This window comes from Mesorhizobium sp. CA6 (genome assembly GCF_020165035.1).
Lineage (GTDB): Bacteria > Pseudomonadota > Alphaproteobacteria > Rhizobiales > Rhizobiaceae > Mesorhizobium.
In genome coordinates, this window is record NZ_JAIUHI010000012.1 from 86,840 (window position 1) to 112,863 (window position 26,024).

The window sequence follows — 26,024 nt, forward strand, 5'->3', positions numbered from 1 at the left end:
GGACCATGAGTGATCATCTCTCCGCCCTCCCCGAACACGCGCCGCGCGGCATCTGGGGCGCCGTGATGCTGGCCGTGGGCCTGGATGGCAATATCGACTGGAGCGCTACGCAAGAAACCGTCGCGCGGCTCTGCGCATCCGGCGTTCACGGCGTCTATTCCAACGGCACGGCATGTGAATTCCATTGCCAGACTGAAGCAGAATTCGACCGGCTGAGCGAGATGGTAGCGGCAGTCGCCGGTGCCGCGAGAATCCCATTCCAGATCGGCATCAGCCAGTCCAATCCGCGAGTTGCATGCGAGCGATTGAAGCGGGTTGCGGGATTGGGACTCTCGGGAGTGCAATTCACCTTGCCGGACTGGTGGCCACCAAGCGACGAAGAAGTGCTGCGTTTCGTCTCGGGCTTGGCCGAGGCAGCGCCGAGCACTCCTCTGGTGCTCTATAACCCGCCCCACGCCAAGCGGCGGCTGACTCTAGAAAGTATTGCCGCATTGGGCACCGCGGTACCCTCGCTTGTCGGGGCAAAACTCCCCGGCGGTGACGCCAGCTGGTACGCCGGCGTGCGGCGCGAACTGTCGGGCCTTTCGGTGTTCGTGCCAGGCCACACGCTGGCAACCGGTTACGCGAACGGTGCGCATGGCAGCTATTCGAACATCGCCTGCCTTAGCCCGAAAGGCGCACTGCAGTGGTGGGCGCAGATACGAGCCAGGGAACAAGCGGCCTTCGAGATGCAAGCACGCGTACAGGCCTTTCTCGCGGACCACGTCCTACCATTTCGGGCACGCTACGCCGTCAGCGACGCCGCCCTCGACAAGGCAATGGCGGCAGCCGGCAGTTGGAGTTCGATCAGGGCCCAGCTATTGTGGCCCTATTCTTCGGTCCCCGACGAGGACATCCCACCGCTGGCGACGGCGGCACGCGTTGCCTTCCCTGGATGGTTCTAGCATGGCGCGCTTGCCGAATGGTACTGACGGGGACACTTTGGCGAATGGGGCAGCTGCGGCTGCTTTTCGTACTCGGGCGCTATGCGCGATCAGGAAAGTCGGCGTGACGATCTCGACGCTTTCCTTGCCCGCCTTCAACGCCACCGACTCTGCGCCGACACGGTTTGGTCGGCTCGGCTTTCAGTCGCGGTGAAACCGCGGCCTGGCGGCATCCATCGGGCTGGCGGTCATGTTCGTGGGGTTCGAGAACTCACCATGGAATGCCGACGGAGGAATCGCGCGACAACGCCGAGCGCGGCGCTGCCATGGCCCGCGTAGCCGCTAGTTATGCGGAGCGGCCACTTGCATCGGCTCATCAGCCATGGTTTCGTTGGAATTGCGTCAGCTGACCAGTGTCCCATTTTGTCCATGAGCACCCTCAATTCGGACTGAGGCGCGACCCAGAAAGTTCGAAAGCTTCCAAGAACCCCAGGCAAATGGATGCCGCCTCGGACATTGAGCTCACGGCTATCGCCGCGAACGTCCGCGATGGAGTGGCCAATATCGCCGGCAAAAGAGCGCCCGAATTGGACTGTCGGCGGCTCCGTCCTGGGAAACGAAAAAAGAAGAGAAGCAGAATTTTCACGTGCGATTTTTGCACAGGACGCTGGGCGACCGAAACCGAGCGCCAGGTCGATCGCGGTGAGATTCCGACCAAGTCCCGCATAGCTCGCCTGAAAATATTCGGCGAACTCATCGACTTCATATCGACGACATGCGCGATGTAGGCAAGTCCGCTCGCCGCTCCAAGGCCGCAGCCCTGGATATGCGCCAATGTGGATTTCAGCCTCGTCCAACCATACCCGTGGCACGCCATGTGCCAGGAGATCCTTGCGCAACCGGCGCACGAACGGTTTGTCGATACCCGTATGGCGAAGAAAAAGACCGTGATAGTTGTCGTTAGCAGGGTCCGCTTTCTCCACGCCAGGCTATCGCGCACAAGCTGGGTCTGAGCCTCTTGTGAGACCGGCAGCGTCAGCAGCCAGCCCGTCGTCCCCCCGAAGCTTACCTTGCGGCCCGGCATTAGCCTTCGGGCGTCGCAGCGATCGAGGCATAGCCTTCGCCAGGAATCGTTCAATTGCAGCCGCCGATCCTATTCGCGATCGCATGCCGTGCAAGTGATATCGGCCCGCCTCAAGCGATGCCGGCATCAATCGCGATGAAATGCTGTCGATGCCGGTAGCACTGTCCAGCTTACTGCAGCTTGGCCTGCAGGGCATTGACATCGTCGGTGGTCATTTCACCATCGGTGGTCACTTTGCCGTCGACAATCTTCCACAACCGGAACGGACCGGTGATGTCGCCGAATTTGTCGAAGGCGACCGGACCGATGACGCCTTCATAGCGGATCGGTTTGCCGTCCTTGATCAGGCCGAGTGCCTTGGCGAACTCCTCCTTCCCGGCAAAGATCGGCGTGCCGGCCGGGTCGACCGCCTTGTATATGGCATCCCTGATCTTGGCCGGATCCTCTGAGCCGGCTATGGCAATGGCAAGGCCAACGATGGCACCGGCGTCATAGGAGCGGTCGGCCGCCGGATTCGAGGGCTCGATACCGGAGAACGCCTTGTAGTTCTTGGTGAAATACTCGGTCGATGCGGTCGGGCTGGTGCCGGACGATGTGCCATAGGCATCCTTCAAATAGTCGGCACCGACCGACTCGATGAAGTCAGGGCTGTTCATGCCGTCATTGAGTAGAAATTTCTGCACGCCCCCTTGCGATATCCAGGTGCGGGCGATGGTGGCGCCATCGACCGGCGTGCTGACGAGATAAAGTCCGTCCGGCTCGCCTCCCATCGCTGCCGTCACTTCCGAGGCATAGCTCGACTGCTTCTCATTGTAGGGCGTGTCGGAAACGATGGTGCCGCCGAGCGCTTTATAGGCGCGCGAGAATTCGGCCACCATGTTGACGCCGAAATCGTTGTTGACGTAAATGATCGCCAGCTTTTTGAAGCCCCTGTCGAGGGCGTATTTGGCCGCGGCCACGCCCTGCAGCGCGTCCGAGGTGATGGTGCGGAAGAAGATGCCGTTGGTCTTGCCCTCGCGGCCGAGTGCCGTCAGCGTCGGCGAGGACGAAGCCGGCGAGACCTGGACGATCTTGGCCGGCGCGGTGACCGAGGTCAGGATCGGGATCGACACCGAGGAGATGATGCCGCCGATGATGACCGGCACCTTCTTGACCTGAACCAGCTGGGTCGCGGCATCGACCGCGATGTTGCCCTGGCTCTGGCTGTCGCGCGTGTCGGTGACGAGATCGCAGCCGCGCACGCCACCGGCGTCGTTGATGTCGCGGAAGGCCATTTCGACAGACTTGGCGCCGGCCTGGCCGTATTCGCCGGCGGGACCGGTCAGCTCCATGACGAGGCCGACGGTGATCTTGCAATCGGCGGCCTGCGCGGCGCTGGCAATCGTGACGAGAGCGAGCGCGGTGGTGAGTTGGAGTATCGTCTTTCTCATTGTTGTTCCCCTTGAGTTGCACGAACTGGTTTGACGTCTCGAAAGTGTCAGTGTTCCGGCACCTGCAGCCAGGTTTCATGCAGATGCCGCCATTGAACGCCATTGGGCGCCGATGAACTAGCAGTGAAGACGGCACTCGACTGGCGGCGGCTGTGCTTGCCGCCACGCAACTGCGCCTCGACATAGAGGATGACGATCGTATCGCGGGCCTGCCAGCCGGGCTTGATGTCCTCGATCGAGATGGCGAAGCCATCGTCGCATGTGGCGCGGCTGGAGCGGACATGCTCAACGACGGCCTTACGGTCGAGGATCTGACCGGTTGGTGCGATCATCGTCAAGCCTTCCCCCATGGCGGCTTCGAAGCGGCCGAAATGCACTCTATCGGCGCGCGCAGCAACGAACCAGTCGGCGAAGAAGCGATGCAGGTCGATGACTTCGGCACTGGCCCGCGAAAACAGCTTTCCGTCCATCGTTTTCAAACCCGGCCCGCGTTGAGATTGTAGTGCATGATCGAGCCGTGGCGGCCGTGGCGGTCACGCTCCAGCGCGTAGACATCGCCCTCGAGACTGGCGCCTTGCGCGATGACGGCAGCGATCCGTGCGCGGTCGTCGGCATCGAGCTCGATGTCCATGATGTTCGCATTTGCCAATGCATGCGCCTGGTTGCGGGCACCGACGATCACGGCGGCCACTCGCGGCTGCTCCAGCACCCATGCGCTGGCGATGGTGGCAATGTCGGCCCGATGGCGATCACCGACGGACTTGAGCGCCCGCAGCATTTGCTGGAACAGATCCCAGCCGCCGAAATCATCGATAATCAGCTTGTATTTGACCAGCGAGCGGTTTTCGAGCGGCGTGGTGGGTTCGGCCACGCCAAGCCATTTCTCGCTGAGGAAGCCGCCGGCCACCGAGCCGTAGCAGAGGAAGCTGACGCCGTTTGTCTTCGCAACTGCGGCGAGGCTGTGCGCAGGCCGCTGGTCGAGCACCGAATATTGCAGCTGCTGGCTGACCACCGGGATGCCGGCGGCCAGGATTTCAGCGAGCCGGGGCGTGTCGAAATTGGTGGTGCCGAGATTGTGCACCTTGCCCTCGCATCGAAGCTCGTCCAGCCATCCCATCGCTTCGACGTAACGAGGCTGCGCATAGTCCCACCAGTGGAACTGCACGAGATCAAGCCGCTCGGTCTTCAGCCTGAGCAGCGACTGGTCGACGATGCCCCTGATGTAGTTGCGGCTGATGGTGGCCAGCCGCTCGAGGTCGGGCACCAGCTTGGTGTGCACCTTCATCCTGGCCGCTGCATCCAGGCCGCGCTCATCGGCCAGCCGCAGGCGGGCGGCGCCGATCAGTTCCTCGACGCCGGTGTAGATGTCGGCGCAGTCATAGGTCCAGATGCCGGCATCGAAGGTAGCGATGAGGTCGGCCACCGCCTGGTTACCGTCGATGGCGCCATGGCCGCCGGCGAGTTGCCACCCACCGCGAATGACGCGCGAGATCTTGTAGCCTGGGCCGAGCTCGAAGGTCTTAGCACTCATCCGTCGTTATTCTCCTTCGGCAGCGGCTCGGCCGTGGTTTCGGCATGGCTGAATCGCCGCTTGGCCAGCCTGACGATCCTGAGCCGACTGGAGCAATTGGGGTCGGGACAAGCGATCTCGGCGTCCGAGGTCATCCAGTCATTCTTCTGGGTCGGGCGCTGCTTTGCCGCAAGCAGCGGCAGCACGGCGGCAAGCGAATAGATCGAAAAGCCTTGCCCTGCCGGCATCGACAGCGTTTCGCCCTTGAGCTCGAAATAGTCGCCGGCCTTGGCGCCGCAATAAATCGGCTTGCCTTCGGGGACGATCGCCTCGACGCGAAGATCGAAGAGCTCGAAGCTGTCGTCGGTCATGTCAGGCCTCCACCACGATGAAGCTGATATCGCAGGCGCCGTTGCGGCGGATCGCCCCGCATGCGGCGGCGAACTGATCACTCTCTTCGGCGCGCACCTGCGCCACCACGCTGCCGGCCAGCCAGCCGATCGGGAACAGAAGCCGCGCCCCTTGCCCGTAGAACAGGCCGATGTCGAAGACGGCATTGGGGTTGCCACCCCACATGTGCGGGGGCACGTAGGACAAGACGATATCGCCGGGCTGCGGCGTCAGCGTCGCGTTTTCCGCCGGCAGCGGCCGGGCATAGGCTTGGCCTTCGAGGTCGGCTGATGGAACCGGACAGGAAATTTCAGGTCCAGTCCACATGGCGTGGATGCCTGGGACGACGCGTGGCGTGGCGAGATACGCCGTGAGAAAAGCGGCGTTTTCCGGCGCCTTCTCGGGCAGTAACAGCGCCGTGACGGCAAGCTGCGAGCGTGGCTCGGTGATCCGGATAGAGGTCATGTCTGATCTTTCCCAGCCGCGGATTGCAGCTTGCTGCGCAAGAAGGTGAAGGGCCGGCTGATGTCGGCGACCAGCGCGTCGCGCGCCGCCCGTGCGTCCTGCGTGGCCAGCGCCTCGACAATGCGGCGGTGATACTGGGCGGTGTCGACCTCACCGGCTTCCGAAAAGGCGTAGATGGCGACGCGGATGCATGGCCCCGATTGCAGCCACAGGCTCTCGATCATCGGGATCAGTACGGCCGAGCCACAGGAGCGGTAAATCTCGAAATGAAAGCTCTGGTTGAGCGTCACTTCGCGGTCGACATCTTTCTTGTGCTTCAGCGCCCGCATCTCATCCCATTCGCCGAGAATGGTTTCGATTGTGGAGATCTGGCGGGGCACCATGCGAGCGGCGGCAAGCGCTATCGCCTCGCCTTCGATCAGGATGCGGGCTCGCAAGAGATCGTCGAGGCGATCCAGCGTGATCGGCGGCACGCGCACCGAACGGTTGGGCAGCGCCTCCAGCGCCTTTTCCGTGATCAGCCGCCCGAGCGCCTCGCGCACCGGCATCGTCGAGGTGACCAGCGCATCGGCCAGGCCGCGGATGGTCAGCACCTGGCTTGGTTCGAACAGGCCGCCAATCAAGGCCCGTCGCAGTTCGGAATAGACGCGATCCTGCACTGTTTCGCGGCCCACCGGCGCAAGCTGGGCCGCGATCGCCTCGTTGTTCCTTTCGATGGCAGTCTTGTGCATGGAATTCCGCTCTGGGCCCGGTTTTCGGCTTGCGGAGGAAATTAAAGCCGAATAGCGTGATCAAAGCAAGTGTGATCACAAATCAAAATCGGGAGGCGACGACGCGCTTCTTCGGCCAGAGGGTTTGATGAGCGAGGCAACCAGACGGCAGGGGCGGGAGAGCCGTGCGCCGGTCCTGACGGCAAGGAACGTCGTCAGGCGGTTCGGCGGTCTCGTCGCCGTCAACGATGTCTCCTTCGATGTCAAAGCCGGAGAAATCCTTGGCCTGATTGGACCGAACGGTGCCGGCAAGACGACCATGTTCGATCTGCTGGCCGGCAGCATATTGCCGAACAGCGGCGATATCTTTCTCAACGGCACGCGCATCTCCGGTGAAGCCGCTCACCTGCGCATCGGTCGAGGGCTCGGCCGCACTTTTCAGATTCCACGACCGCTGCCCAACCTGACGCTGATCGAAAACATCATGCTGGCAGCGCAGGGGCAGACCGGTGAAAGGCTGCTCGCCAACTTCGTCACGCCTTGGCGAGTGGCGGCGCAGGAAAGAGCCGCCCGGACAAAGGCGCTCGAACTGCTGGAGCTCGTCGCCCTCACCCACCTCGCGTATGAGCCGGCGCGCGTGCTGTCCGGCGGCCAGCGCAAGCTGCTCGAACTCGCCCGTATCATGATGGCCGACCCGGCGATCATCCTGCTCGATGAACCGGCGGCCGGCGTCAACGCGACGCTCCTGGAGGTCATCATCGATCGGATCCACGACATCAATGCGCGAGGCATCACCTTCCTGCTGATCGAACACAATATCGACATGGTGGCTCGGCTCTGCCACCGCGTCCTGGTAATGGCGAGCGGTCAGCTGCTCAGCGAGGGCACGGCGGAAGCAGTCGCCCGCGATCCACGCGTCATCGAAGCCTATCTGGGAGGCGCCGCATGAGCGAGACCGTCCTCGATGTCCGCAATCTCGAAGCCAGCTATGAACCCGGCATGCCGATCGTGCGCGGCGCTTCGATCACGGTCGGCAAGGGTGAGATCGTCGTCGTCCTCGGCCCCAACGGCGCCGGCAAGTCCACCTTCATCAAGGCGATCGCCGGCCTCGTCCCGATTACCGGCGGCACGGTTTTCCTGGACGGGAAGAACATCACCGCAGCACCCGCCCACACAATGGTGCGGCTTGGCCTTGCCTTCGTGCCGCAGACCGAAAACATCTTTCCGCTGATGTCGGTCGAGGACAATCTCAAAGTAGCCTGCGGCATCCTCGAGCGGCGGGAAATCCCCGCCCGCATCGAGGAGATGTATGCCGCCTTCCCCGACCTCGTCCGCCAGCGCCGCACCGCCGCCGGCAATCTGTCCGGCGGGCAACGGCAGATGCTCGCCGTCGCGAGGGCGCTGATCGTCCACCCCAAGGTACTGGTGCTGGACGAGCCGTCGGCCGGCTTGTCGCCAAAATTCGTGTCGGTCGTGTTCGAGATGCTGGCCGGCATCCGCAGATCCGGCGTCACCGTTCTGTTGGTCGAGCAGAACGCCAAGGCAGCGCTTGCCATCGGCGACCGCGCTTATGTCCTAGTCGAGGGCAAGGACCGGCATGAGGGCGTCGCCTCCGAATTGTGGAGCGATCCGGTCGTCGCCGAACTCTATCTCGGCCAGCGCCCCCAGCATCACAAGGGAGGCGCGGCATGAGCCTGCAATTCATCGTCGACGGATTGCTGACCGGCTCCATGATCGGCCTCGGCGCCATCGGCGTGACGCTCACCTATTCTATCCTGCGTTTCTCCAACTTCGCCCATGGCGACTTCATGGCCTGGGGAACCTATGCGACGCTGGCCGTGGTCAGCGCCATCGGCGCGACCTTCGGCAAGGTGGCGCCGATCGGGCCACTGTCCTTCGGCTGGTCGCTGCTCGTCGCCCTGGTCGTCGGCATGGCGTTCACTGCCCTGCTGGCGCTGCTGCTCGACAAGGTGCTGTTCTCGCGGCTGCGCTCGCAAGGCCAGGCAATCATCGTCGTGATGGCGAGCTTCGGCGCCTCCATGGCGCTGCGCAGCCTGTTGGAGTTCACCTTCACCTCACGGCCGACCTATTTCAGCCGCGCGATCCAGATCGCCATGCCGATCGGCTTCGGCATCCGCATCACGCCTGACCAGATCGCCTTGCTGCTGCTGACCGCCGTGCTTGTGCTCGGCGTGCATCTGCTGATGACGCGCACGCAGACCGGCCGCTCGATGCAGGCGCTAAGCCAGAACGCGGCGCTGGCCCGCATTGTCGGCATCGACGTCGCCAAGGTGGTGCGCGTCACCTGGATCGTCGGCGGCTCGCTTGCCTGCGTGGCCGGCGTGATGATTGGCATTCTGGTGCAGATCCGACCGTTCATGGGCTTCGACATGCTGCTGCCGATGTTCGCCGCCGCCATTCTTGGCGGCATCGGCAGCATCCCGGGCGCGGTACTCGGCGGCCTGATCATCGGGCTCGCCGAAGCCGGCGCGGTGCAGTTGATCGGTGCCGAATGGCGCGCCGCCGTCTCCTTCATCATCCTGATGGCGGTGCTGTTCGTGCGGCCGATCGGCCTTTTCGGAGTTGGGGAAAGATGATCGATCTCATCGGCTATGGCGCCTTCTTCCTGAGCACTGCACTGATCTTCTCGCTGGTCACGCTGGGGCTCAATTTGCAATGGGGGCTGACGGGCCTGTTCAATGTCGGCCTCGCCGGTTTCGTCGCCATCGGCGCCTACACATCGGCGCTGCTGACGACACCGGACGACCCCGCGCGCCTCGGCGGTTTCGGCCTGCCGATCCTTGCCGGCTGGGCCGGCGCCATGGTGGTGGGCGGCGTTGCCGCAGCCCTTACCGGCATAGCGACGCTGCGTCTGCGGTCCGACTATCTAGCGATCACCACGTTCGGTGTCGCGGTGGTCGTGCAACTGGTCGCACTCAACGCGCAGAAGCTGACCGGCGGGCCGTTCGGCATCGGTTTCATCCCGCGTCCCTTCGGCAGCCTCGCCGAAACTCCGCTGCTGTTCAATCTGTCGAACCTTGCTGTCGTCTCGGCTGTCACGCTGATCGCCTATCTGGCCTTGGAGCATCTGTCACGCAGCCCATGGGGCCGTGTGCTCAAGGCGCTGCGGGAGGACGAACGAGCGGCGATTTCGCTCGGCAAGAGCGCGCGCTTCTACCGCGTCCAGGCCTTCGCCGTCGGCGGCGCTATCATGGCGCTGGCCGGCGCACTTCAGGCGCATTTCATCGGCTTCATCGCTCCCGACAATTACCTGTCGATCCTCACCTTCCAGGTCTGGGTAATGCTGATCGTCGGCGGCTCTGGGAGTAACGCCGGCGCCGTTGCAGGCAGCGTACTGGTCTGGGCGATATGGGCGGGTTCAGGCGCGCTCACGAGCGTGCTCTTCGCACCGGAACAACAGGCGCGAGCCGCATCACTGCAAATCGTCGCCATCGGCGTTATGCTATGCGTTATCCTGTTGGTTCGGCCGAACGGCGTATTTGGTGAGCGGCCACGTCGGGCGCGTTTCGGCAAGCGGACGAAAGCCACAGCCAGCGAAAGTGGATCCTGAACGCAATGGCGCGGCACGAAGCGCTTTCCCTGTGGCACGCGGTCGGCCGCCACCACTGCCTCCGACCCGCGCTGGAAGATCACCTCGATGTCGATCTTGCCGTCGTCGGCGGCGGCTTTGCCGGCCTGTCGACCGCACTGCATGGCGCCAGCAAAGGCCTTTCGGTGGCTGTGCTCGAAGCAGAGATCATCGCCTGGGGCGCCACAGGCCGCAACGCTGGCTTCATCGTGCCAAACTTCGCCAAAATGGATCCGGACGCGATCCTGGCGCATCTCGGTGCCGAGCGCGGCGAGCGGCTGATCGCGGTCGCCGCGGGCAGCGCCGACCTCGTGTTCAACCTGATCGCGCGGCATAGCATCGCCTGCGACGCCGTCCAGAACGGCTGGATACAAGCGGCGCACTCATCGGCTGCTCTCGAGAGAATCCAATCCCGCGCCAGGCAATGGGCGGAGCGCGGCCGGCCGGCGGTGATACTGGACAGCCACCAGACCGAAGCGTTGACCGGCGCGCGAGGCTATGCCGGCGGCTGGATGGACCGCTCAGGCGGCGTGCTCAATCCGGTCCATTTCGCGCGCGGACTGGCCGATGCGGCCGAGAACGCCGGCGCACGGATTTTCGAGCACTCGCGTGTCACATCGATCGACCGATTGTCCGACGGCTGGACGTTGACGACTCCGTCCGGCTCGCTGCGTGCCGGCAAGGTGCTGATCGCCACCAACGCCTATGGCGGCGCGCTTAATCCGACATTGCAGCGGACCTATTTTCCGCTGAAGGTGTTCCAGATCGCGACGGCGCCGCTGCCGTCGAAGGCGCGCCAGCGCTTGCTGCCTGGAGACCAGGGTTTCTCCGACACCAGACGCAATCTTCTCACCTTCCGCTTCGATGCCCAGAACCGGCTCATCAGCGGCGGCATGCATGTGGTAAGCGCGGGCGCCGACAGGCGCGTGCCGCGGACAATCTGGCGGCGACTGGCGAGACGGCTGGAACTGCCCGACTTGCCACCGCTTGAGTATAGCTGGTCGGGGATCGCCGCCGTGGAGCCGGATTTCCTGCCGCATCTGATCGACCTCGGCCCAGGTCTGATGGCGGCCCGTGCCTGCAATGGACGCGGCATCGCCATGACCACGGCCATGGGCAGGGTGCTCGCCGAGTGGGCCGCCGGGACAGAAGGGCGCGACCTGCCGTTGCCATTTGCGCCGCCGGCGCCGATGCCCCTTCACGGCTTGCTGCGCTACGCGCCCAACATGCTGCTGCCTTGGAGCATGTTGCGCGACCGGTTTGATCGGCCCGGTTAGGACGGTTTCAATCACAGCCAGATTCAAACCATCGCCGCTCATTTCGACAGATGGAAAGCAGGTGGTCTGCGCCGCTCCCGATCGAGAAAGAAGCGCATCGCCCATATCTGTCGAGTTTCAGCGGGCGTTTCGTTCCGACCTTCTTGCCCGCGTTCCATGCGCGGCGATCGTGAGCGGTGGGGTCATAAAGGGAATGTCCCATTTCGTTTCTCCTTCGGGCATGATTGGCCACGGGAGGAACGCCTACGTACTTACTCGGTTGGAGTCTGGGGCCGCAAGAAGACCGACAGCTTCTGGCCTCGTAAATGCGATAGCAGCCATTCGGCACGGCTGGACCAACATCGCCTGGACAAAACCGTCGCGGCTCACACAGCGCTGTTCCTGGCGGCCTCCAGCGAATTCACGAAACGCAGTGAGCGCTGCAGCGTGGCCCGAATGGTCGGGATATCGACAGGGGTCTTTCGCCGTTGCGGGTCGCGGCGCTGAGGGCGCTCCAATCGCAATGGCATTTCGATGCTGACTGGAAGCGCCGGAGGGAGCATCCGCCAATATTTCAGGTAATCGACAGCGCCCTCGCCGAGAGCACAGAACGTCCATCCTGCGTCGCGGCTGACAACGTCCTTGAGATGTGCATGACCAATCGTGTCGATGGCTGTCGCGATATCTTCTGCGGGCTGCGTTGCCTCATGGCTATAGGTGAAGACGTTTCCGGCGTCGTGATTGAGGCGGACTAGGCGCGATCCGATGTCGCGTACGAAGCTTGCTCCCATCCGAGCATTGCCAAGTAAATCGCCCCTGCCATGTCCAGGGTTCTCGAGCGCAAGAGCGACACCGGATTGCTCCAGCCTCGGCAGAACGGCATCGATCGCCTTTCGTATGCCCGCCCTTTTTGTCATCGGCCCGGCATTGGTAATCAGGGAGGATGCGCCTAAACCGGCAGCAAAGGCGATGCGCCGCGACAAGGCATCCACCGCATCCGGCCCCGAAAGGTCGAGATGAGCCGATACGGCCTTGATCCCAAGCCCGGCAGCTTCCGCCGTCGCCCTCAGCCTTGAGGCGTTCGTGGTGGTGAACATGCCCTCTTCGAAATCGACATAACCGCGAATGAAGGCCGGCTCGACATGGATGGCGCCGGCCAGCGCGATTTCCCCGATGGCCAGTTCCATCGAATAGCCGTCAAAGAGCGCAGTCGATACCGATATGGTCCTGGGCATCGGAGGCAGCGCTCAGGCTCCTTTGCCGTAGACGATCAGTTCGGAGGCTTCCTTCACCTTGGCTGGAGAGAGGGCCTCGCGCCAATCGTCGCGGACCACGACGCCTTTTGCGAAGCGCATCAGGCGCAGCGCGGCGTCCGAGGGCACTTTCGGAGAGAAGCCGAACCACATGGCTATCTCGACATTCAGATGGCCGATGAGGAAGTCAAGAGCGGCTTGTCTGGGAATGCCATATCTACGCTCGCATTCCTCCACAGCCTCGACCATCGTGTCGACGAAGGGCATCGCAACCATCTCGGACAGGCCCGGCTCGAGTATCGCCAGTTGCTCGACCGTGACCCGGTGGCTTTCGATGATCGGCGACCACATCGTTTTGCACACCTCTTCGCCAAGCGCGTAGTGCTCCTCCGGGCCTTGCATCAGGGCGCAGACGATGGACTGCCTGGCGATGCCGCCGTGATAATCGCGACGCGCCGCCCACTCCGTCTCGTCATTGAACAAAGGCGGATGGCAGGGGTGGCCGATGAAGTAGGTCAGGTCTGGCCGATCCCCGGGAAGATCGCCGGCGTAGGGTGCCGCGGCGTCCAGAATGAGGATCATAGTGCCTTTGGCCAACATCGGCGATATCTGCCGCATCACCTGGCCGATGATGTTGTCAGGCAAAGCCATCACTAGGACTTTGGCGCCGGGAATGCCTTCCTCCATGGCGACGGCGCTGAGGTTGGCGTCGGCCAGCCGCTTGCGGCCTGCCTCGCCGACTTCCACGGCGCGGACATCGTAGCCCGCGTCCACCAGCTTGCGGGTCACGCGGAAGCCCATCTTCCCTCCGGCTCCAAGCACCGCTACGGATGTCCTCATTTCTTCTCTCCCATTTTCACGTTGATGGCGCCCGGATGGCGCAGATTCAGCCGAACGCCTGCAGCGCGACCTCGAGTTCCGGATGGTTGGCGGCATAGTCGCGTGCCGGAATGCCTGCGGCAGCGGCGTCGAAAGCATCATGCAGGCTTCGCACGCCTGCAGCCGGCCCACCCGGATGCGCCATGATGCCGCCGCCGCAGCAATAGATGAAATCGTTCGAGCCGAGCCTGCCAAAGGTGTCGGCCGCTTGCACCGCAGTCTGTCCGGACGAAAATACCGGCATGACCATGTCGGGACGGTCCGCGCGCCCAAACATCGGCGTGAGACAGGCATGGGCCGAGGCCATCACCGACGCATCCTGCTCGCAGAATTTGTTGGACAGCCCGTTGACGTGCATGTGGTCGATCCCGGCCAGCCGCCAGAATTTCTGATAGGCGAGATAGCTCATGCCGATATCGACAGAACGGCTGAAAAGGCCCCAGCCTGCGCGATGCCCGTGAAGAGGGACAGCTGAATGTCGGCGAACGTCGATGACGCCCGACAGACCGACGGAATTCAAGACGAGCATGGCGCAGGTCCCGCCGCGCCGACCGATCATATCCAACCGACGCCGCATGGCGTCGACATCTCCCGAAATGTTGGCCGCGTACATAACCTTGCGACCGGTTCTGTCGGCATGTCTGTCTATAACCGCCATCACCGCTTCGAACCGCTGCTCGAATGGCGAATGCGGAGGATCTCCCATCAATTCGTCGTCCTTGATGAAATCGACACCGGCGGCAATCAACGTATCGGCAAGGGCAGCCGTCTCTTCCGGCGTGAGACCGACGCTCGGCTTGATGATCGTGCCGATCAAGGGGCGCCCTTCCACGCCGGTCAGCCGACGCGTTCCCTCCACGGCGAAAGCCGGCCCGGAGTAAGCGTCCGTAAAAAAATCCGGAAAGGTAACGTCCAGCAGCCGCATGGCCGAGAAATGATGCAGCTCGAACAAGTTGCCGAGAACTGTCGACCAAACCGAGGCAAGGACGGTCCCCGTATTCTCGATATTCCAGGAGAGTCCGACCTTTGCCCGGAGCGGCTTGCCGGCCTTCAGGGTTTTCGGAGACCGCGAAAATGGCAAGGCCTCATTCTCGACTTCCACGACATCGTCGATGAATTCGACGCGCGCTCCAAATCTCCTCAGCAGCTCCGGTGTCTCTCCCGGAACGGCACGGAAGGTCCCGCTGGATTGTTCGCCGGCCATTGCGGTTGCGGCGACCTCTAACGGATAGCGGGTTTCGATCAAATAGGTGGCGCAGAGACGACCATTCGATGCGGCTATTCCAGCTGTGACATCACTCATGGAGGGAGCGTTAGCACCAAAATGACATTATGTCATCACATGAGTTTTGGGTGGCAAAAAAGTTTTCAGAAGCGCGCAATTTAGCCGCCGGCACCGCCGGCCAACTTCGAATAGAGTTCATTGGCGCGGCCAATGTGTTCAGCCATAGCGGCGCTCGCGCCTTCCGCATCGCCGCTGGCAATCGCCTTGTATATTCGTTCATGCTCCTCGACTGTGAGGCGTTCGGCGCCCTTCATGGCGACGAGATCCCGCTTGAACCGGGAAAGCCACTCGAGCATTCCCTTGGCCACAGCTGCGATCATCGAATTCCCGCTCATCTCCGCGATGACGGCGTGAAACTCCATGTCTGCGGTCACAAATCGCGCCTGATCGGTCTTTGCCTCGCGCAAATGGCGCAAGGTCTCGGCAAGTCGCTCCAGGCCCTTGGCCGTGGCGCGCCGCGTCGCGATCCTGACCAGACCGGTTTCCAGCAAGAGCCTGACTTCTTTCAGTTCTTCGAGCCCGCGGGAGTTCGTCGCCAGCATCATGACCATCGCCGCTGAGACCTGGTCGACAATCACCTCGGGCGTCGGATTGATTACGCGTGCGCGTTCGCCATGCGAAATCCTGATAAGGCCCATCTGCTGCAGCGACTGCATCGCTTCGCGGATCGACGGCCGGCCCACGCCAATCATCGTCATCAGTTCCTTCTCCGACGGCAATTGCGAACCGGGCGGAAACTCCGATGTCGAGATCGCGGCCAACAGCCGGTCGAGCACCTCGACATACAGCTTCTTCTTCTGGACCGGTTCCATCCGCCCCTCCGTAATCCTTGTTGGCATATCGACAGCGAGTCGCACGGGCAAACAAGCCCTGCCGGTCAATTGACATTACATATATGATGACCTAATGTCCACCTTGCGTGGAGCCACAAACCGGCGCGCAGGATGCCGCAGGGCCGGCACCGAAGCCGGCCCGCAGACTGAGGACAGACTTAACCGACAGGCCCATTTCGTTCCCGACGATCGGAAGCGAACAAGTTCCGCTACCGGCTTGCCTATTTGGTATGCTGGTATAACATGTAGATGGTATGGCATCTTCGGAAGAGACGCTGTAAGGGAAATGACAGACGACCGACCGGGTTGGGCGGTTTTTTTGGGAGGAGATATCCATGAAGTTTGCAACTGTGGCGGCATTTGCCGCCGCGCTGGCGAGTGTTTCGGTTCTACCGGCAATGGCGTCGCAGGACGCGCCGGTCATCGCGCTGGCCAACGCCTATTATGGCAACACCTGGCGGCACCAGATGGTGGAGGCGTTCGAAGCCTCCGCCAAGGAAGCCAAGGCCGCCGGGCAAATCGCCGACTACATCGTCATGAACGGCGACGGCTCGGTCGCGCAGCAGAACAGCCAGATCGCCGAACTAATCCTCAAGAAGGTTGACGTGCTCGCCGTCGACGCGGCCTCGGAGACCGCCGTCAACGGCGTGATCGAGAAGGCCTGCAAAGCCGGGATCATCGTGATCTCCTTCGATTCCGTCGCATCGGCGCCGTGCAACTACCAGCTCAATTTCGACTTCAAGGGCTACAAGGCGGCCCAGGCCGAAGCCGTATTTAAGATGCTCGGCGGTAAGGGCAATGTCATCCAGGTGCGCGGTGTGAAGGGCTCGGCGCCCGACAACGACATGTTCAATGCGCAACAGTCGGTGCTGGCCAAGTATCCGGACATCCAGGTGGTAGCCACGGTCTACGGCCAGGCGACCGCTTCGGTTGCGCAGGCGGCCATCGCCAATGTGCTGCCCTCGCTGCCGCATGTCGACGCCGTGCTCGGCCAAGGCGGCAGCGACGATGTCGGCATCGCCCAGGCCTTCGTCCAGTATGGCGGCGACTACAAGGACAAGATGCCGATCATCGAAGGCGGCGGCGGCACCGACTTCGTCAAATGGTGGGCCGAGGAGAACGCCAAGAACGGCTACCAAACGGTTTCGATGAACACCACGCCTGGCATCGGCGGCGCCGCTTTCTGGCTCGGGCTGTCGCTGCTTAAGGGCGCCAATGCGCCCAAGCTGATGATCATGCCGGTGGCGACGGTCGATGCGAGCAACTTGAAGGACTATGCAAAGCTGCCGGGCGGGCAGATCATCAGCCCGAGCTACTCGCTGGACTGGGTCAAGCAGAACCTGCTCAGCAAATAAGCCAGGCAGTTCGGGATCGGGCGCTGCCGCACGGCCGCGCCCGATCGTTGTCCGCGCAAAACCGGAGGACGAATGTCCCACATCGCCGTTGCCGTACAGGGCACCGCTGCCGCCCCTGCTGGACCGAGCGTCGTTTCGCTGAGCGGGATCACCAAGAGTTTTGGGCCGACGCTGGCCAATGCGGGGATCGACCTGTCTGTGCGGGCCGGCGACGTGATCGGGCTCGTCGGCGGCAACGGTGCCGGCAAGTCGACGCTGATGCGCATTCTGTGCGGCGCGATGTGGCCGACGCTAGGCGCGATTTCCTTTGCCGGCGAAGAGGTTCCTTTCGCAGCCTACAACACTGGCGAAGCGCAGCGCCGTGGCATCCGCATGGTGCATCAGGAGCTGTCGCTATGCGCCAACCTGTCTGTCGCCGAGAATTTCTTCCTGGAGACCCCTGGCGACTCGGCAAGCCGGCCGGGCTGGCGGGCGTTGTACCGAACCCGCGCCCGCGCGGCGCTCGACGCCGTCTTCCCGGGCAACGGCATCGACGCCGATACCGAGGTCGGCCATCTCACCATTGCCGAACGTCAGATGGTCGAGATCGCACGCGCCGCGGCGACGCCCAGCGTCACGCTGATCGTGCTCGACGAGCCGACCTCTTCTCTCGACCTCGACCGCTCGAAGCAGCTGAGAGCCTTTGTCCGCGGACGCGCAAAGGCCGGACTCGCCTTCATCTTCATCAGCCACAAGCTGCAGGAGATCATCGACGTCGCCACCGAAGTCGTGGTGCTGCGCAACGGCCGCATGGCCTGGCAGGGCCACGCCTCGAATGCCTCGATCGGCAAGCTGGTGCAGTTGATGGGTGGCGACGCCAATCCGATCCATCAGCACAGCGTCGCCGCGGCATCCTCGCAGGACGTGCTGGTGCGGCTCTCGGGAGCGCTGACGTCGGAGCTCGGCCGCGACCTCGACATCGTGCGCGGCGAGATCGTCGGGTTGGCCGGGCTCGAGGGCAGCGGCCAGAAGGATCTGCTGCACGCGATCTTCAAGCCCGACCGGAAACAGCAGGCGACCGTCGCCAGGTATGCCGAGGCAGGCTTCATCGCCGGTGACCGGCAGAAGGAAGGCGTGTTCCCGCTGTGGAGCGTGCTCAGCAACATCAGCATTGGCGCGCTTGCCCGCCGGTCGGCGCTGGGCGTCGTTTCCGAGCGCGCCAACAGCGATACGGCGAAAGGCGCCGCCAGCAAGCTGCGGCTCGACGACACGCGCTTTCAGTCCAACATCACCGAGCTCAGCGGCGGCAACCAGCAGAAGGCACTGGTGGCGCGGGCGCTGGTCGCTGACACGCCGATCATCCTGCTCGACGATCCGACACGCGGCGTCGACATAGCCACCAAACAGGATTTCTATCGGCTCTGCAACGAAGTCGCGCGTGGCGGCAGAGCGCTGATCTGGCATACGACCGAGGATGCGGAACTGCTTGCCTGCGACCGCGTGCTGGTCTTTTCCGGCGGCCGTATCGTCAGCGAGCTGGCGGGCGAGGCTATTACCGAGCAAGCCATCGTCGGTGCCTCCTTCGCGCAACCGGCGGCCGGCCAATCCAATACCCCCAGCAAGCGGACCGTCATGGCGGGACTCGGGCGCAAACTGGTCAATGCCGCGCCGTTCATCGGGCTTGCCGCCGTGCTTGCCATCATGATCGCGATCAATCCGGCTGTCGCCTCGACTTTCGGGCTCGATCTTCTCTTGATGCCGGCGCTGTCGCTGGTGCTGGTGACGGCGGCGCAGATGTTCATCGTCGGGGGCAGCGAGATCGACCTCGGCGTCGGCGCCTTCGCCGGCCTGGTCAGCGTGCTCAGCGCCACACTGCTCTACGACCAGCCATGGCTCGGCACGCTGGCGCTGGTGGCCGCGCTCGCCGCCTATGCCGGCCTTGGCGGCGTTATCCAGGCGCGCAAGATCCCGGCCATCGTCGTCACGCTGGGCGCATCCTTCATCTGGGTCGGCATCGGCTACGCGCTGCAGCCGACACCCGGCGGCGCAAGCCCGGACTGGCTGATCACCCTCTTCGGCTGGTCGATCGGCTTCATGCCGACGTCGATCATCATGATCGCAACCGTGGCACTGATCGTGCTCGCCATTGACCGGTTGCCGCTCGGTGTGGTGCTGCGTGGCTTCGGTAACAACCCGGCTGCGATGATCCGCTCAGGATGGTCGCCGACCCGCTATGCACTGGTGCGCTATCTCATCGCCGGTCTGTTCGCGGGCGCTGCCGGCCTGTCGCTGACGGCCATCAACACGGCGAGCGACATCAACTCCGGCAATTCCTTCACGCTGCTCAGCGTCGCCGCGGTGGTGATGGGCGGCTGCTCGCTCCTCGGCGGCATCATTTCGCCGGTCGGCGCCGTCGCCGGCGCGGTGACGCTCTCGCTGATCGGCGCACTTCTGGGCACCCTCAGCGTCAGCAGCGACTACAACGCCGCCACGCAAGGGTTGATCCTGATCGCGCTGCTCACCTTGCGCAGCCTGACCGCAGACCGCCGGAGCGAGTCATGAACGCATTTGCCAGCTTCGGCATCTGGGCGCAGCGGAACCGCTGGATCTGGGCGGCGATCGGCGTGCTTGTGTTGTGGCTGGTGCTCTCCGTGGTCACCAACCGCTTCAGCCTGTCCAGCTTGTCCGGAGTCATTTTGTCGGCATCTTTCCTGACGATCGTCGGCATCGGCCAGATGTTCGTGGTGACCACCGGGCGCGGCAACGTCGATCTCTCCGTCGCTTCGGTAATCACGCTCAGCGCCTTCGTCGCGTTGCTCACCATCAAGGGACAGGATGCCAACCTGGCCATCGGCGTCATCGCCGCGATCCTGCTCGGCCTGGCCGTCGGGGCGCTCAATTCGCTGCTTGTCGTCGGGCTCGGCATTCCGGCGATCATCGCGACGCTGGCGACCGGCTATGTGTTGGCGACCGCAACGCTCTTATCGAACAAGGCGATCCCGGGTTTCGCGGTCAGCCCGGCACTGAAGCAACTGGCGACTGGCCGTATCTCCGGCGTGCCGATCATGGCCGTCATCGCCATTCTCGGCGTCGCCGCAACCTCCTTCGTTTTGCGCTACACGGTGTTCGGGCAACTGCTGTCAGCGGTCGGCCAGAACCGCGCCGCGGCCCGGCTCGCAGGCATCAGCAACGGTCCGGTGGTCGCATCGGCCTTCGTCATCTCCTCGGTGCTGGCATCGCTCGACGGTCTGTTGCTCGGAGCCTATATCGGCGGCGCCTTCCTGGAGATGGGCCAGCCCTATCTGCTGCAGTCGATTGCCGCGGTGGTGCTAGGCGGAACGCTGATCTTCGGCGGATCGGCGACGGCTTTAGGGACGCTCTTCGCCAGCATCCTGCTCATCCTCATCGTCACCACCATGCAGATCATCGGTCTGCCTCCGGGCGCGCAAGACATCGTGCAAGGCATCGTCGTTATCTTCGTGCTTGCGCTGGCCGGGCGCCAGGCAATGGCACGGCGCACGCCCGCCGACCTCGCGGACGGCGACAAGGACCCGGAGGCGACGACGAAAGTGCCGGCGGCGAAGGTCCAGCCGAGATGACAGACAAGTCATAGACAATTCCTCTTGCCAAACTCTGGTAGAGTGATCATACCAGTATGCGAGATGACGATTGGCGCGGCCCCTCGTCTGAACATCAGGAGCAGATTGATGACAACGATTGCGCTATTGGGTGCCGGCGGCAAAATGGGCTATCGCCTGTCGACCAATTTTCGCGGCTCGCCCTACACCATCCGCCATGTCGAGATCAGCGAGCCGGGCAAGGAGCGCCTGAAGACCGGGCTCGGCATCGACACGGTCGGCGTCGATGAAGCGCTCAAGGGTGCCGACGTGGTGATCCTGGCGGTTCCCGACACGCATATCGGCAAGGTCTCGGCCGGCATCGAGAGCAAACTCGTCCCGGGAACGATGCTGATAGTGCTCGATGCCGCAGCCCCCTTTGCCGGCCATCTGCCGAAGCGCTCCGACCTCACCTATTTCGTCACCCATCCCTGCCATCCGCCGATCTTCAATGACGAAACCGACATGGCGGCCAAGAAGGACTTCTTCGGCGGCGTCAAGGCCAAGCAGCACTTCGTCAGCGCCCTGATGCAGGGTCCGGAGCAGGACTATGCCAAGGGCGAGGAGATCGCTCGGATCATCTGGGCGCCCGTGATGCGCTCGCATCGCTTGACCGTTGAGCAAATGGCGCTACTGGAGCCTGGTCTGTCGGAGACGGTATGTGCTTCGCTGCTCGTCGTCATGAAAGAAGCCGTCGACGAGGTGGTGGCGCGCGGCGTCGACAGGCAGGCAGCGCTCGACTTCCTGCTTGGCCACATGAACGTGCTCGGCGCCGTCATCTTCGGTGAAACCAAGGGTGTGTTCTCGGACGCCTGCAACAAGGCTATCGAATTCGGCAAGCCGGTGCTCATGCGCGACGACTGGAAGCGGGTCTTCGAACCGGAAGAGATCGCAGCCAGCATCCAGCGCATAACCTGATGCGAAGTCGAGGTTAGGTACAGATCACCTGAATTAGTGGTTGACTCATCATACCAGCTAGCTTTAGCTGCCCTGGCTCGGATTTTTGGGAAATCCGACCACGAAGGAGTGACGGGCGGCGGGGAGAGCAGCGAGACAAGGTTCGGATGAAAGCCGGCAAAGACCTTCAAAATCCGAGCGGCGCGGCCCACACTGCCTAACTAATTCAGACGCAGACAATCGCCTCGGCCGTCCGGGGCAGGTTTTTCAACGGGAGGACTTCATGAAACTCAATCGCAGAATGACGCTTGCGGCTTTCGCCGGCGTGCTCGCACTCGGCACCGCGATGCCTGCCTATGCGGCGGACCTGATCGCCATCATCACGCCTTCGCACGACAATCCGTTCTTCAAGGCGGAAGCCATCGGCGCCGAGGCCAAGGCCAAGGAGCTCGGCTACGATACGCTGGTCCTGGTGCATGACGACGATGCCAACAAGCAGTCGGAGCTGATAGACACGGCGATAGGTCGCGGCGCCAAGGCGATCATCCTCGACAATGCCGGCGCCGACGCCACTGTCGCGGCCGTGCAGAAAGCCAAGGACGCCGGCGTCCCCTCCTTCCTCATCGACCGCGAGATCAACGCCACTGGCGTCGCCGTGGCGCAGATCGTCTCCAACAACTACCAGGGCGCCCAGCTCGGCGCGCAGGAATTCGTCAAGCTGATGGGCGAGAAGGGCAACTATGTCGAACTGGTCGGTAAGGAGTCCGACACCAATGCCGGCATTCGCTCCAAGGGCTATCACGACGTGATCGACGACTATCCGGACCTGAAGAAGGTCGCGCAGCAGTCGGCCAACTGGAGCCAGACCGAGGCCTATTCCAAGATGGAGTCCATCCTGCAGGCCAACCCGGACATCAAGGGCGTGATCTCCGGCAACGACACGATGGCGATGGGCGCCTATGCGGCGTTGGCCGCAGCCGGCCGCAAGGACGTCATCGTCGTCGGCTTCGACGGGTCGAACGATGTGCGCGATTCCATCACGTCAGGCGGCATTAAGGCGACGGTGCTGCAGCCGGCCTACGCCCAGGCGCAGATGGCCGTCGAGCAGGCCAGCGACTTCATCAAGAACAAGAAGTCGCCGGAGAAGGAAAAGCAGCTGATGGACTGCGTGCTGATCAACGGCGACAATGCTCCCAAGCTGGAGACCTTCGCGCTTAAGAACTGAGCCGGCGCGATAGAAGCTGCGAGGGGCGAACGCGTTCGTCCCTCGCCTCCATTTTCACTATCCGGGTGCCTTTCGAACGCCATGCCGAACAAGTTGACCTGGCTCACCCTTGGGCTGACCGTTGCCGCGCTCGTTGGTCTCAGCCTCAGCGCCTGCAAGATCCTGCCGACACTGCCGGCGCAAGGCGGCGATAGCGCCAACAGCACGGTCTTCAATCCCGACAAGATGGTCGAGGACATCTGGGTCTCGAAGGTCATTCCCTATTTGCAGCAGAAGGCAGGACCGTTCGCAGAGGTCCATGCGCTGGCCAAGACCGATCAAGTCGCCGCCGGCGCCAGATACGGCAATGCGAAGAAGCAGGCGAATTCGCCATGGACTTTCGCGGTTCGGGTCGAAGGCAAGATCGTCGCCGCCAACACGCAATCGCGCGCGGCGACCATCGATGTCGACGTCGATGGCGACGGCAAAGCGGATGCGCGTGTGCAGATCGGGCCGGCGATGCGCGGCACCGCACTTCGCGACAGCCTGGACTTCGTGCAGTTCAACGACTTCACCAACCAGATCGACTTCGCCCAGTTCGGCAAGGCCTTCAATGCCCATGCCGACAAGACCGTGCTGTCCAAGCTGCCGCGTGATACACTTGAGGGCCGGACCGCGAAGGTGCTCGGCGCCTACACGATCGAAAGCAGCCAGAACCTGCCGCTGGTGACGCCGGCGGAGGCCGAGATCGGGCCGAAGTCATGAGCTCCGATCACGACGTCATACTCAAGCTGGAAGACATCTCCAAGGTCTATGCCGGCACCGTGGCGGTCAAGCACGCCAATTTCGAGGTGCGCAAGGGCGCCGTCAACGTGCTGGTCGGCGAGAACGGCGCCGGCAAGTCGACGCTGATGAAGATCATCGCCGGCGTTGAACGGCCAACCGCCGGCCGAATCCTGCTCGACGGCAACGAGGTTTCGTTCTCGTCCTCGGGAGATGCAGTCGGCCGCGGCATCGGCATGGTGTTCCAGGAACTGAACCTGTTCGGCAACCTCACAGTCGCCGAGAATATCTTCGCCACCCGCGAGCTGACCAACGCCTTCCGCAAGATCGACCATAAGGCGCAGGAGCGGCGCGCTGCCGAGTTCCTCGAACAACTCGAAGCCGGCATCCGGCCGGACATGCCGGTCGAGGATCTGCGCATCGGCCAGCAGCAGCTGGTCGAGATCGCCAAGGCGGTTTCGCTCGACGCGCGCGTCCTGATCATGGACGAGCCGACCTCGGCGCTGAGTGCGGCCGAGGTCGAGATCCTGTTCAAGGTGATCGCCGATCTCAAGGCGCGCGGAGTCGCCATCGTCTACATCTCGCACCGGCTGGAAGAGCTGATCCGCATTGGCGACTACATCACCGTGCTGCGCGACGGCCGCATCACCGGCCAGGAGGAGATGAAGAACGTCGACACGCAGTGGATCGTGCGGCAGATGATCGGCTCCGACGCCAAGGATTTCGCCAAGGCCGATGGTCATCAGCCGGGCGAGGAGATCTTCCGCGCCGAGGAGATCTGCCTGCCGCGCGTCACCGGCGGATTGGCGGTCGACCATGTCTCCCTGTCGCTGCGCGCCGGCGAGATCCTAGGCATCTACGGCCTGATGGGCGCCGGGCGCAGCGAACTGTTCGACTGCATCATGGGTCGCCACGGCCAAGCCAGCGGCAGGATCTTCATCGACGGCAAGCCGGTCAAGGAGCGCGACACGACGCGGCGCATCCGGCGCGGCCTGGCGCTGATCCCGGAAGATCGTCAGCGCGAGGGCTTGGTGTCGATCCTGTCCGTCGCCAGCAACCTAACCTTGGCCAGCCTGTCGCGCTTCGTCAGCCTGTTCCACATTCGCGGCGGCGCCGAGAAGCAGGCTGTCACGCAGATGGTGCGCGAGCTGGCGATCAAGGTGGCCGACCCGGCGCAGGAGGTGTCATCACTGTCCGGCGGCAACCAGCAGAAGGTTGTGATCGGCAAGGCGCTGCTCACCGGACCGAAAGTGCTTTTGATGGACGAGCCCAGCCGCGGCATCGATGTAGGCGCCAAGGCCGATGTCTTCCGCACGATGCGCAAGCTTTCGCGCGACGGCCTGGGAATCCTCTTCGCCACTTCGGACCTCGACGAGGTGATGGCATTGTCCGACCGCATCGCGGTGATGAGCAACGGAAAATTGACGGGAATGTTCAACCGCGCCGAGGCGACGGAAGCGGCGATCGTCGCCGCATCAGCGCTTGGCCATGGCCCCGTACACGGAGAGCAAACCCGATGACCGACATCCCAGCCAAGGCTGCCGCGCCATCCGTATCGAGCGGCTCCATGCTTTTGACGCTGATGAAGCTCCGGACCTTTATCGCCCTGATCGCCGTGCTGGTGTTCTTCTCGATCGCGGCGCCGAATTTCCTCTCGGCGGGCAACCTCATCCTGATGGCCAAGCACGTGGCTCTCAACGCTTTCCTCGCCATGGGCATGACCTTTGTCATCATCACTGGCGGCATCGACCTGTCGGTCGGCTCGATTGTCGGCCTGTGCGGCATGGTTGCCGGCTATCTGGTGCTCAACGGCATCGACTTGCAGATCGGTTACACCGTCTATTTCAACGTCATCGAGATCGCGCTGATCACGCTTGGCGTCGGCATCCTGATCGGCGCCGTCAACGGGCTACTGGTCACCAGGCTCAACGTCGCGCCCTTCATCGCCACGCTCGGCACGCTCTATGTCGCGCGCGGACTGGCGCTCTTGTCGTCGGACGGCCGTACCTTCCCCAACCTCGTCGGCAAACCGGAGCTCGGCACCACCGGGTTCGGTTATCTCGGCGCCGGCAAACTGTTCGGCCTGCCGGTCTCGATCTGGATACTGGTCGTGGTGGCGCTGGGAGCGGCCTATCTCGCCCGCTATACGCCGCTCGGCCGCCACATCTTCGCCGTCGGCGGCAACGAGCGCGCCGCGCGGATCTCGGGGGTGCGGGTCAATACGGTGAAGATGTTCGTCTACATGTTCTCCGGCCTCTGCGCGGCGATCGTCGGCCTCATCATCTCGTCCGAGCTGATGGCCTCGCATCCGGCCACGGGCGAAAGCTTCGAGCTCAACGCCATTGCGGCGGCGGTGCTTGGCGGCACCTCGATGTCGGGCGGCCGCGGCACGATCGGCGGCACCATCGTCGGCGCCTTCGTCATCGGCATCCTTTCCGATGGGCTGGTGATGATGGGGGTGAGCTCGTTCTGGCAGATGGTGATCAAGGGTCTCGTCATTATCGTCGCCGTCGTTGTCGACCAGGCGCAGCGCCGGCTGCAGAGCCGCGTGACATTGATGCAGATGGCGAAGGCGGGTTGAG

25 protein-coding genes are annotated in these 26,024 nt (G+C 63.2%); 15 read left to right on the forward strand and 10 right to left on the reverse strand.

Features of this window, described 5'->3' with window-relative positions:
- Positions 1-5 precede the first annotated feature (5 nt).
- Both LB526_RS19140 and LB526_RS19145 read left to right on the forward strand, forming a co-directional pair.
- Positions 6-944, forward strand: a complete 939-nt coding sequence (locus tag LB526_RS19140; RefSeq protein ID WP_224629217.1) for a dihydrodipicolinate synthase family protein — start codon at positions 6-8, stop codon at positions 942-944.
- A gap of 476 nt (positions 945-1,420) precedes the next feature.
- Positions 1,421-1,711 (forward strand): hypothetical protein, encoded by a 291-nt coding sequence (locus LB526_RS19145; RefSeq protein WP_224629219.1) that lies wholly within the window; start codon positions 1,421-1,423, stop codon positions 1,709-1,711.
- Between the two features lie 466 nt (positions 1,712-2,177).
- Here LB526_RS19145 and LB526_RS19150 read toward each other — a convergent pair whose 3' ends face one another.
- Genes LB526_RS19150 through LB526_RS19175 form a run of 6 tightly spaced genes read right to left on the reverse strand, consistent with a single transcriptional unit; the run spans position 2,178 to position 6,533 of the window.
- On the reverse strand, positions 2,178-3,437 hold the full coding sequence (locus LB526_RS19150; protein ID WP_224629221.1) for an ABC transporter substrate-binding protein: 1,260 nt from the start codon (positions 3,435-3,437) through the stop codon (positions 2,178-2,180).
- A gap of 47 nt (positions 3,438-3,484) precedes the next feature.
- Positions 3,485-3,907, reverse strand: coding sequence for a hypothetical protein (locus LB526_RS19155; protein ID WP_224629222.1), 423 nt, complete (start codon positions 3,905-3,907; stop codon positions 3,485-3,487).
- A gap of 5 nt (positions 3,908-3,912) precedes the next feature.
- The gene (locus tag LB526_RS19160) at positions 3,913-4,968 is read right to left on the reverse strand and encodes an aldo/keto reductase (protein ID WP_224629224.1); all 1,056 of its coding nucleotides are present in this window, start codon (positions 4,966-4,968) and stop codon (positions 3,913-3,915) included.
- Entirely contained in the window at positions 4,965-5,318 is a 354-nt protein-coding gene (locus LB526_RS19165) for a TIGR04076 family protein (protein ID WP_224629226.1), read from the reverse strand. The genes LB526_RS19160 and LB526_RS19165 overlap by 4 nt, the downstream gene beginning before the upstream one ends.
- A 1-nt stretch (position 5,319) precedes the next feature.
- Positions 5,320-5,802, reverse strand: coding sequence for a DUF3830 family protein (locus LB526_RS19170; protein ID WP_224629227.1), 483 nt, complete (start codon positions 5,800-5,802; stop codon positions 5,320-5,322).
- Positions 5,799-6,533, reverse strand: coding sequence for a GntR family transcriptional regulator (locus LB526_RS19175; protein ID WP_224629229.1), 735 nt, complete (start codon positions 6,531-6,533; stop codon positions 5,799-5,801). Before LB526_RS19175 ends, LB526_RS19170 begins: the two co-directional genes overlap by 4 nt.
- 127 nt (positions 6,534-6,660) lie before the next feature.
- Between LB526_RS19175 and LB526_RS19180 the strand changes: the two genes are divergently transcribed.
- The 5 genes from LB526_RS19180 to LB526_RS19200 are packed head-to-tail and all read left to right on the forward strand — an operon-like array spanning position 6,661 to position 11,378.
- On the forward strand, positions 6,661-7,461 hold the full coding sequence (locus LB526_RS19180; protein ID WP_224629231.1) for an ABC transporter ATP-binding protein: 801 nt from the start codon (positions 6,661-6,663) through the stop codon (positions 7,459-7,461).
- Positions 7,458-8,204 (forward strand): ABC transporter ATP-binding protein, encoded by a 747-nt coding sequence (locus tag LB526_RS19185; RefSeq protein WP_224629233.1) that lies wholly within the window; start codon positions 7,458-7,460, stop codon positions 8,202-8,204. The genes LB526_RS19180 and LB526_RS19185 overlap by 4 nt, the downstream gene beginning before the upstream one ends.
- Complete coding sequence (locus LB526_RS19190) at positions 8,201-9,109, forward strand: branched-chain amino acid ABC transporter permease (RefSeq protein WP_224528553.1); 909 nt, start codon at positions 8,201-8,203, stop codon at positions 9,107-9,109. The genes LB526_RS19185 and LB526_RS19190 overlap by 4 nt, the downstream gene beginning before the upstream one ends.
- Entirely contained in the window at positions 9,106-10,083 is a 978-nt protein-coding gene (locus LB526_RS19195; protein WP_224528556.1) for a branched-chain amino acid ABC transporter permease, read from the forward strand. Before LB526_RS19190 ends, LB526_RS19195 begins: the two co-directional genes overlap by 4 nt.
- Positions 10,084-10,088: 5 nt before the next feature.
- Entirely contained in the window at positions 10,089-11,378 is a 1,290-nt protein-coding gene (locus LB526_RS19200) for an NAD(P)/FAD-dependent oxidoreductase (protein ID WP_224629236.1), read from the forward strand.
- A gap of 365 nt (positions 11,379-11,743) precedes the next feature.
- Here the strand turns inward: LB526_RS19200 and LB526_RS19205 are convergent, their stop codons facing one another.
- The 4 genes from LB526_RS19205 to nanR form a co-directional block, all read right to left on the reverse strand.
- Positions 11,744-12,544 carry a sugar phosphate isomerase/epimerase family protein gene (locus tag LB526_RS19205; protein WP_224528564.1) on the reverse strand — a complete coding sequence of 267 codons (801 nt, stop codon included), beginning with the start codon at positions 12,542-12,544 and terminating at the stop codon, positions 11,744-11,746.
- Positions 12,545-12,604: 60 nt separating this feature from the next.
- A complete protein-coding gene (locus LB526_RS19210; protein WP_224528568.1) occupies positions 12,605-13,450 on the reverse strand; it encodes a phosphogluconate dehydrogenase C-terminal domain-containing protein in 846 nt (281 codons plus the stop codon).
- A gap of 46 nt (positions 13,451-13,496) precedes the next feature.
- On the reverse strand, positions 13,497-14,792 hold the full coding sequence (locus LB526_RS19215; RefSeq protein WP_224629238.1) for a ribulose-bisphosphate carboxylase large subunit family protein: 1,296 nt from the start codon (positions 14,790-14,792) through the stop codon (positions 13,497-13,499).
- Positions 14,793-14,872: 80 nt separating this feature from the next.
- On the reverse strand, positions 14,873-15,655 hold the full coding sequence (gene nanR, locus LB526_RS19220; protein WP_224528574.1) for a transcriptional regulator NanR: 783 nt from the start codon (positions 15,653-15,655) through the stop codon (positions 14,873-14,875).
- Between the two features lie 287 nt (positions 15,656-15,942).
- On the opposite strand from nanR, the gene LB526_RS19225 reads away from it, so the two are divergent.
- The 8 genes from LB526_RS19225 to LB526_RS19260 all read left to right on the forward strand — a co-directional run bounded on the left by LB526_RS19225 (position 15,943) and on the right by LB526_RS19260 (position 26,023).
- Entirely contained in the window at positions 15,943-16,962 is a 1,020-nt protein-coding gene (locus LB526_RS19225; protein ID WP_224544499.1) for an ABC transporter substrate-binding protein, read from the forward strand.
- Between the two features lie 72 nt (positions 16,963-17,034).
- Positions 17,035-19,503, forward strand: coding sequence for an ATP-binding cassette domain-containing protein (locus LB526_RS19230; protein WP_224629240.1), 2,469 nt, complete (start codon positions 17,035-17,037; stop codon positions 19,501-19,503).
- A complete protein-coding gene (locus LB526_RS19235; protein WP_224629242.1) occupies positions 19,500-20,540 on the forward strand; it encodes an ABC transporter permease in 1,041 nt (346 codons plus the stop codon). Before LB526_RS19230 ends, LB526_RS19235 begins: the two co-directional genes overlap by 4 nt.
- A 108-nt stretch (positions 20,541-20,648) precedes the next feature.
- On the forward strand, positions 20,649-21,476 hold the full coding sequence (locus tag LB526_RS19240) for a phosphogluconate dehydrogenase C-terminal domain-containing protein (RefSeq protein ID WP_224629243.1): 828 nt from the start codon (positions 20,649-20,651) through the stop codon (positions 21,474-21,476).
- Between the two features lie 262 nt (positions 21,477-21,738).
- Positions 21,739-22,680 carry a D-ribose ABC transporter substrate-binding protein gene (locus tag LB526_RS19245; RefSeq protein ID WP_224629244.1) on the forward strand — a complete coding sequence of 314 codons (942 nt, stop codon included), beginning with the start codon at positions 21,739-21,741 and terminating at the stop codon, positions 22,678-22,680.
- Positions 22,681-22,761: 81 nt separating this feature from the next.
- Positions 22,762-23,424: a DUF2291 family protein gene (locus LB526_RS19250; RefSeq protein ID WP_224629245.1), complete on the forward strand. Its 663-nt coding sequence runs from the start codon at positions 22,762-22,764 to the stop codon at positions 23,422-23,424.
- On the forward strand, positions 23,421-24,962 hold the full coding sequence (locus LB526_RS19255; RefSeq protein WP_224629246.1) for a sugar ABC transporter ATP-binding protein: 1,542 nt from the start codon (positions 23,421-23,423) through the stop codon (positions 24,960-24,962). Before LB526_RS19250 ends, LB526_RS19255 begins: the two co-directional genes overlap by 4 nt.
- Positions 24,959-26,023, forward strand: a complete 1,065-nt coding sequence (locus tag LB526_RS19260) for an ABC transporter permease (RefSeq protein ID WP_224629247.1) — start codon at positions 24,959-24,961, stop codon at positions 26,021-26,023. The genes LB526_RS19255 and LB526_RS19260 overlap by 4 nt, the downstream gene beginning before the upstream one ends.
- Position 26,024: the final 1 nt, after the last annotated feature.

Coding starts and splice junctions, on each gene's coding strand:
- LB526_RS19255 (WP_224629246.1), top strand. CDS start 23,421: ATGAGCTCCGATCACGACGTCATACTCAAGCTGGAAGACATCTCCAAG.
- LB526_RS19175 (WP_224629229.1), bottom strand. CDS start 6,533: ATGCACAAGACTGCCATCGAAAGGAACAACGAGGCGATCGCGGCCCAG.
- LB526_RS19215 (WP_224629238.1), bottom strand. CDS start 14,792: ATGAGTGATGTCACAGCTGGAATAGCCGCATCGAATGGTCGTCTCTGC.
- LB526_RS19210 (WP_224528568.1), bottom strand. CDS start 13,450: ATGAGGACATCCGTAGCGGTGCTTGGAGCCGGAGGGAAGATGGGCTTC.
- LB526_RS19235 (WP_224629242.1), top strand. CDS start 19,500: ATGAACGCATTTGCCAGCTTCGGCATCTGGGCGCAGCGGAACCGCTGG.
- LB526_RS19155 (WP_224629222.1), bottom strand. CDS start 3,907: ATGGACGGAAAGCTGTTTTCGCGGGCCAGTGCCGAAGTCATCGACCTG.
- LB526_RS19190 (WP_224528553.1), top strand. CDS start 8,201: ATGAGCCTGCAATTCATCGTCGACGGATTGCTGACCGGCTCCATGATC.
- LB526_RS19170 (WP_224629227.1), bottom strand. CDS start 5,802: ATGACCTCTATCCGGATCACCGAGCCACGCTCGCAGCTTGCCGTCACG.
- LB526_RS19230 (WP_224629240.1), top strand. CDS start 17,035: ATGTCCCACATCGCCGTTGCCGTACAGGGCACCGCTGCCGCCCCTGCT.
- LB526_RS19250 (WP_224629245.1), top strand. CDS start 22,762: ATGCCGAACAAGTTGACCTGGCTCACCCTTGGGCTGACCGTTGCCGCG.
- LB526_RS19205 (WP_224528564.1), bottom strand. CDS start 12,544: ATGGAACTGGCCATCGGGGAAATCGCGCTGGCCGGCGCCATCCATGTC.
- LB526_RS19240 (WP_224629243.1), top strand. CDS start 20,649: ATGACAACGATTGCGCTATTGGGTGCCGGCGGCAAAATGGGCTATCGC.
- LB526_RS19260 (WP_224629247.1), top strand. CDS start 24,959: ATGACCGACATCCCAGCCAAGGCTGCCGCGCCATCCGTATCGAGCGGC.
- LB526_RS19165 (WP_224629226.1), bottom strand. CDS start 5,318: ATGACCGACGACAGCTTCGAGCTCTTCGATCTTCGCGTCGAGGCGATC.
- LB526_RS19145 (WP_224629219.1), top strand. CDS start 1,421: ATGGATGCCGCCTCGGACATTGAGCTCACGGCTATCGCCGCGAACGTC.
- LB526_RS19140 (WP_224629217.1), top strand. CDS start 6: ATGAGTGATCATCTCTCCGCCCTCCCCGAACACGCGCCGCGCGGCATC.
- LB526_RS19225 (WP_224544499.1), top strand. CDS start 15,943: ATGAAGTTTGCAACTGTGGCGGCATTTGCCGCCGCGCTGGCGAGTGTT.
- LB526_RS19245 (WP_224629244.1), top strand. CDS start 21,739: ATGAAACTCAATCGCAGAATGACGCTTGCGGCTTTCGCCGGCGTGCTC.
- LB526_RS19195 (WP_224528556.1), top strand. CDS start 9,106: ATGATCGATCTCATCGGCTATGGCGCCTTCTTCCTGAGCACTGCACTG.
- LB526_RS19185 (WP_224629233.1), top strand. CDS start 7,458: ATGAGCGAGACCGTCCTCGATGTCCGCAATCTCGAAGCCAGCTATGAA.
- LB526_RS19160 (WP_224629224.1), bottom strand. CDS start 4,968: ATGAGTGCTAAGACCTTCGAGCTCGGCCCAGGCTACAAGATCTCGCGC.
- LB526_RS19150 (WP_224629221.1), bottom strand. CDS start 3,437: ATGAGAAAGACGATACTCCAACTCACCACCGCGCTCGCTCTCGTCACG.
- LB526_RS19200 (WP_224629236.1), top strand. CDS start 10,089: ATGGCGCGGCACGAAGCGCTTTCCCTGTGGCACGCGGTCGGCCGCCAC.
- LB526_RS19180 (WP_224629231.1), top strand. CDS start 6,661: ATGAGCGAGGCAACCAGACGGCAGGGGCGGGAGAGCCGTGCGCCGGTC.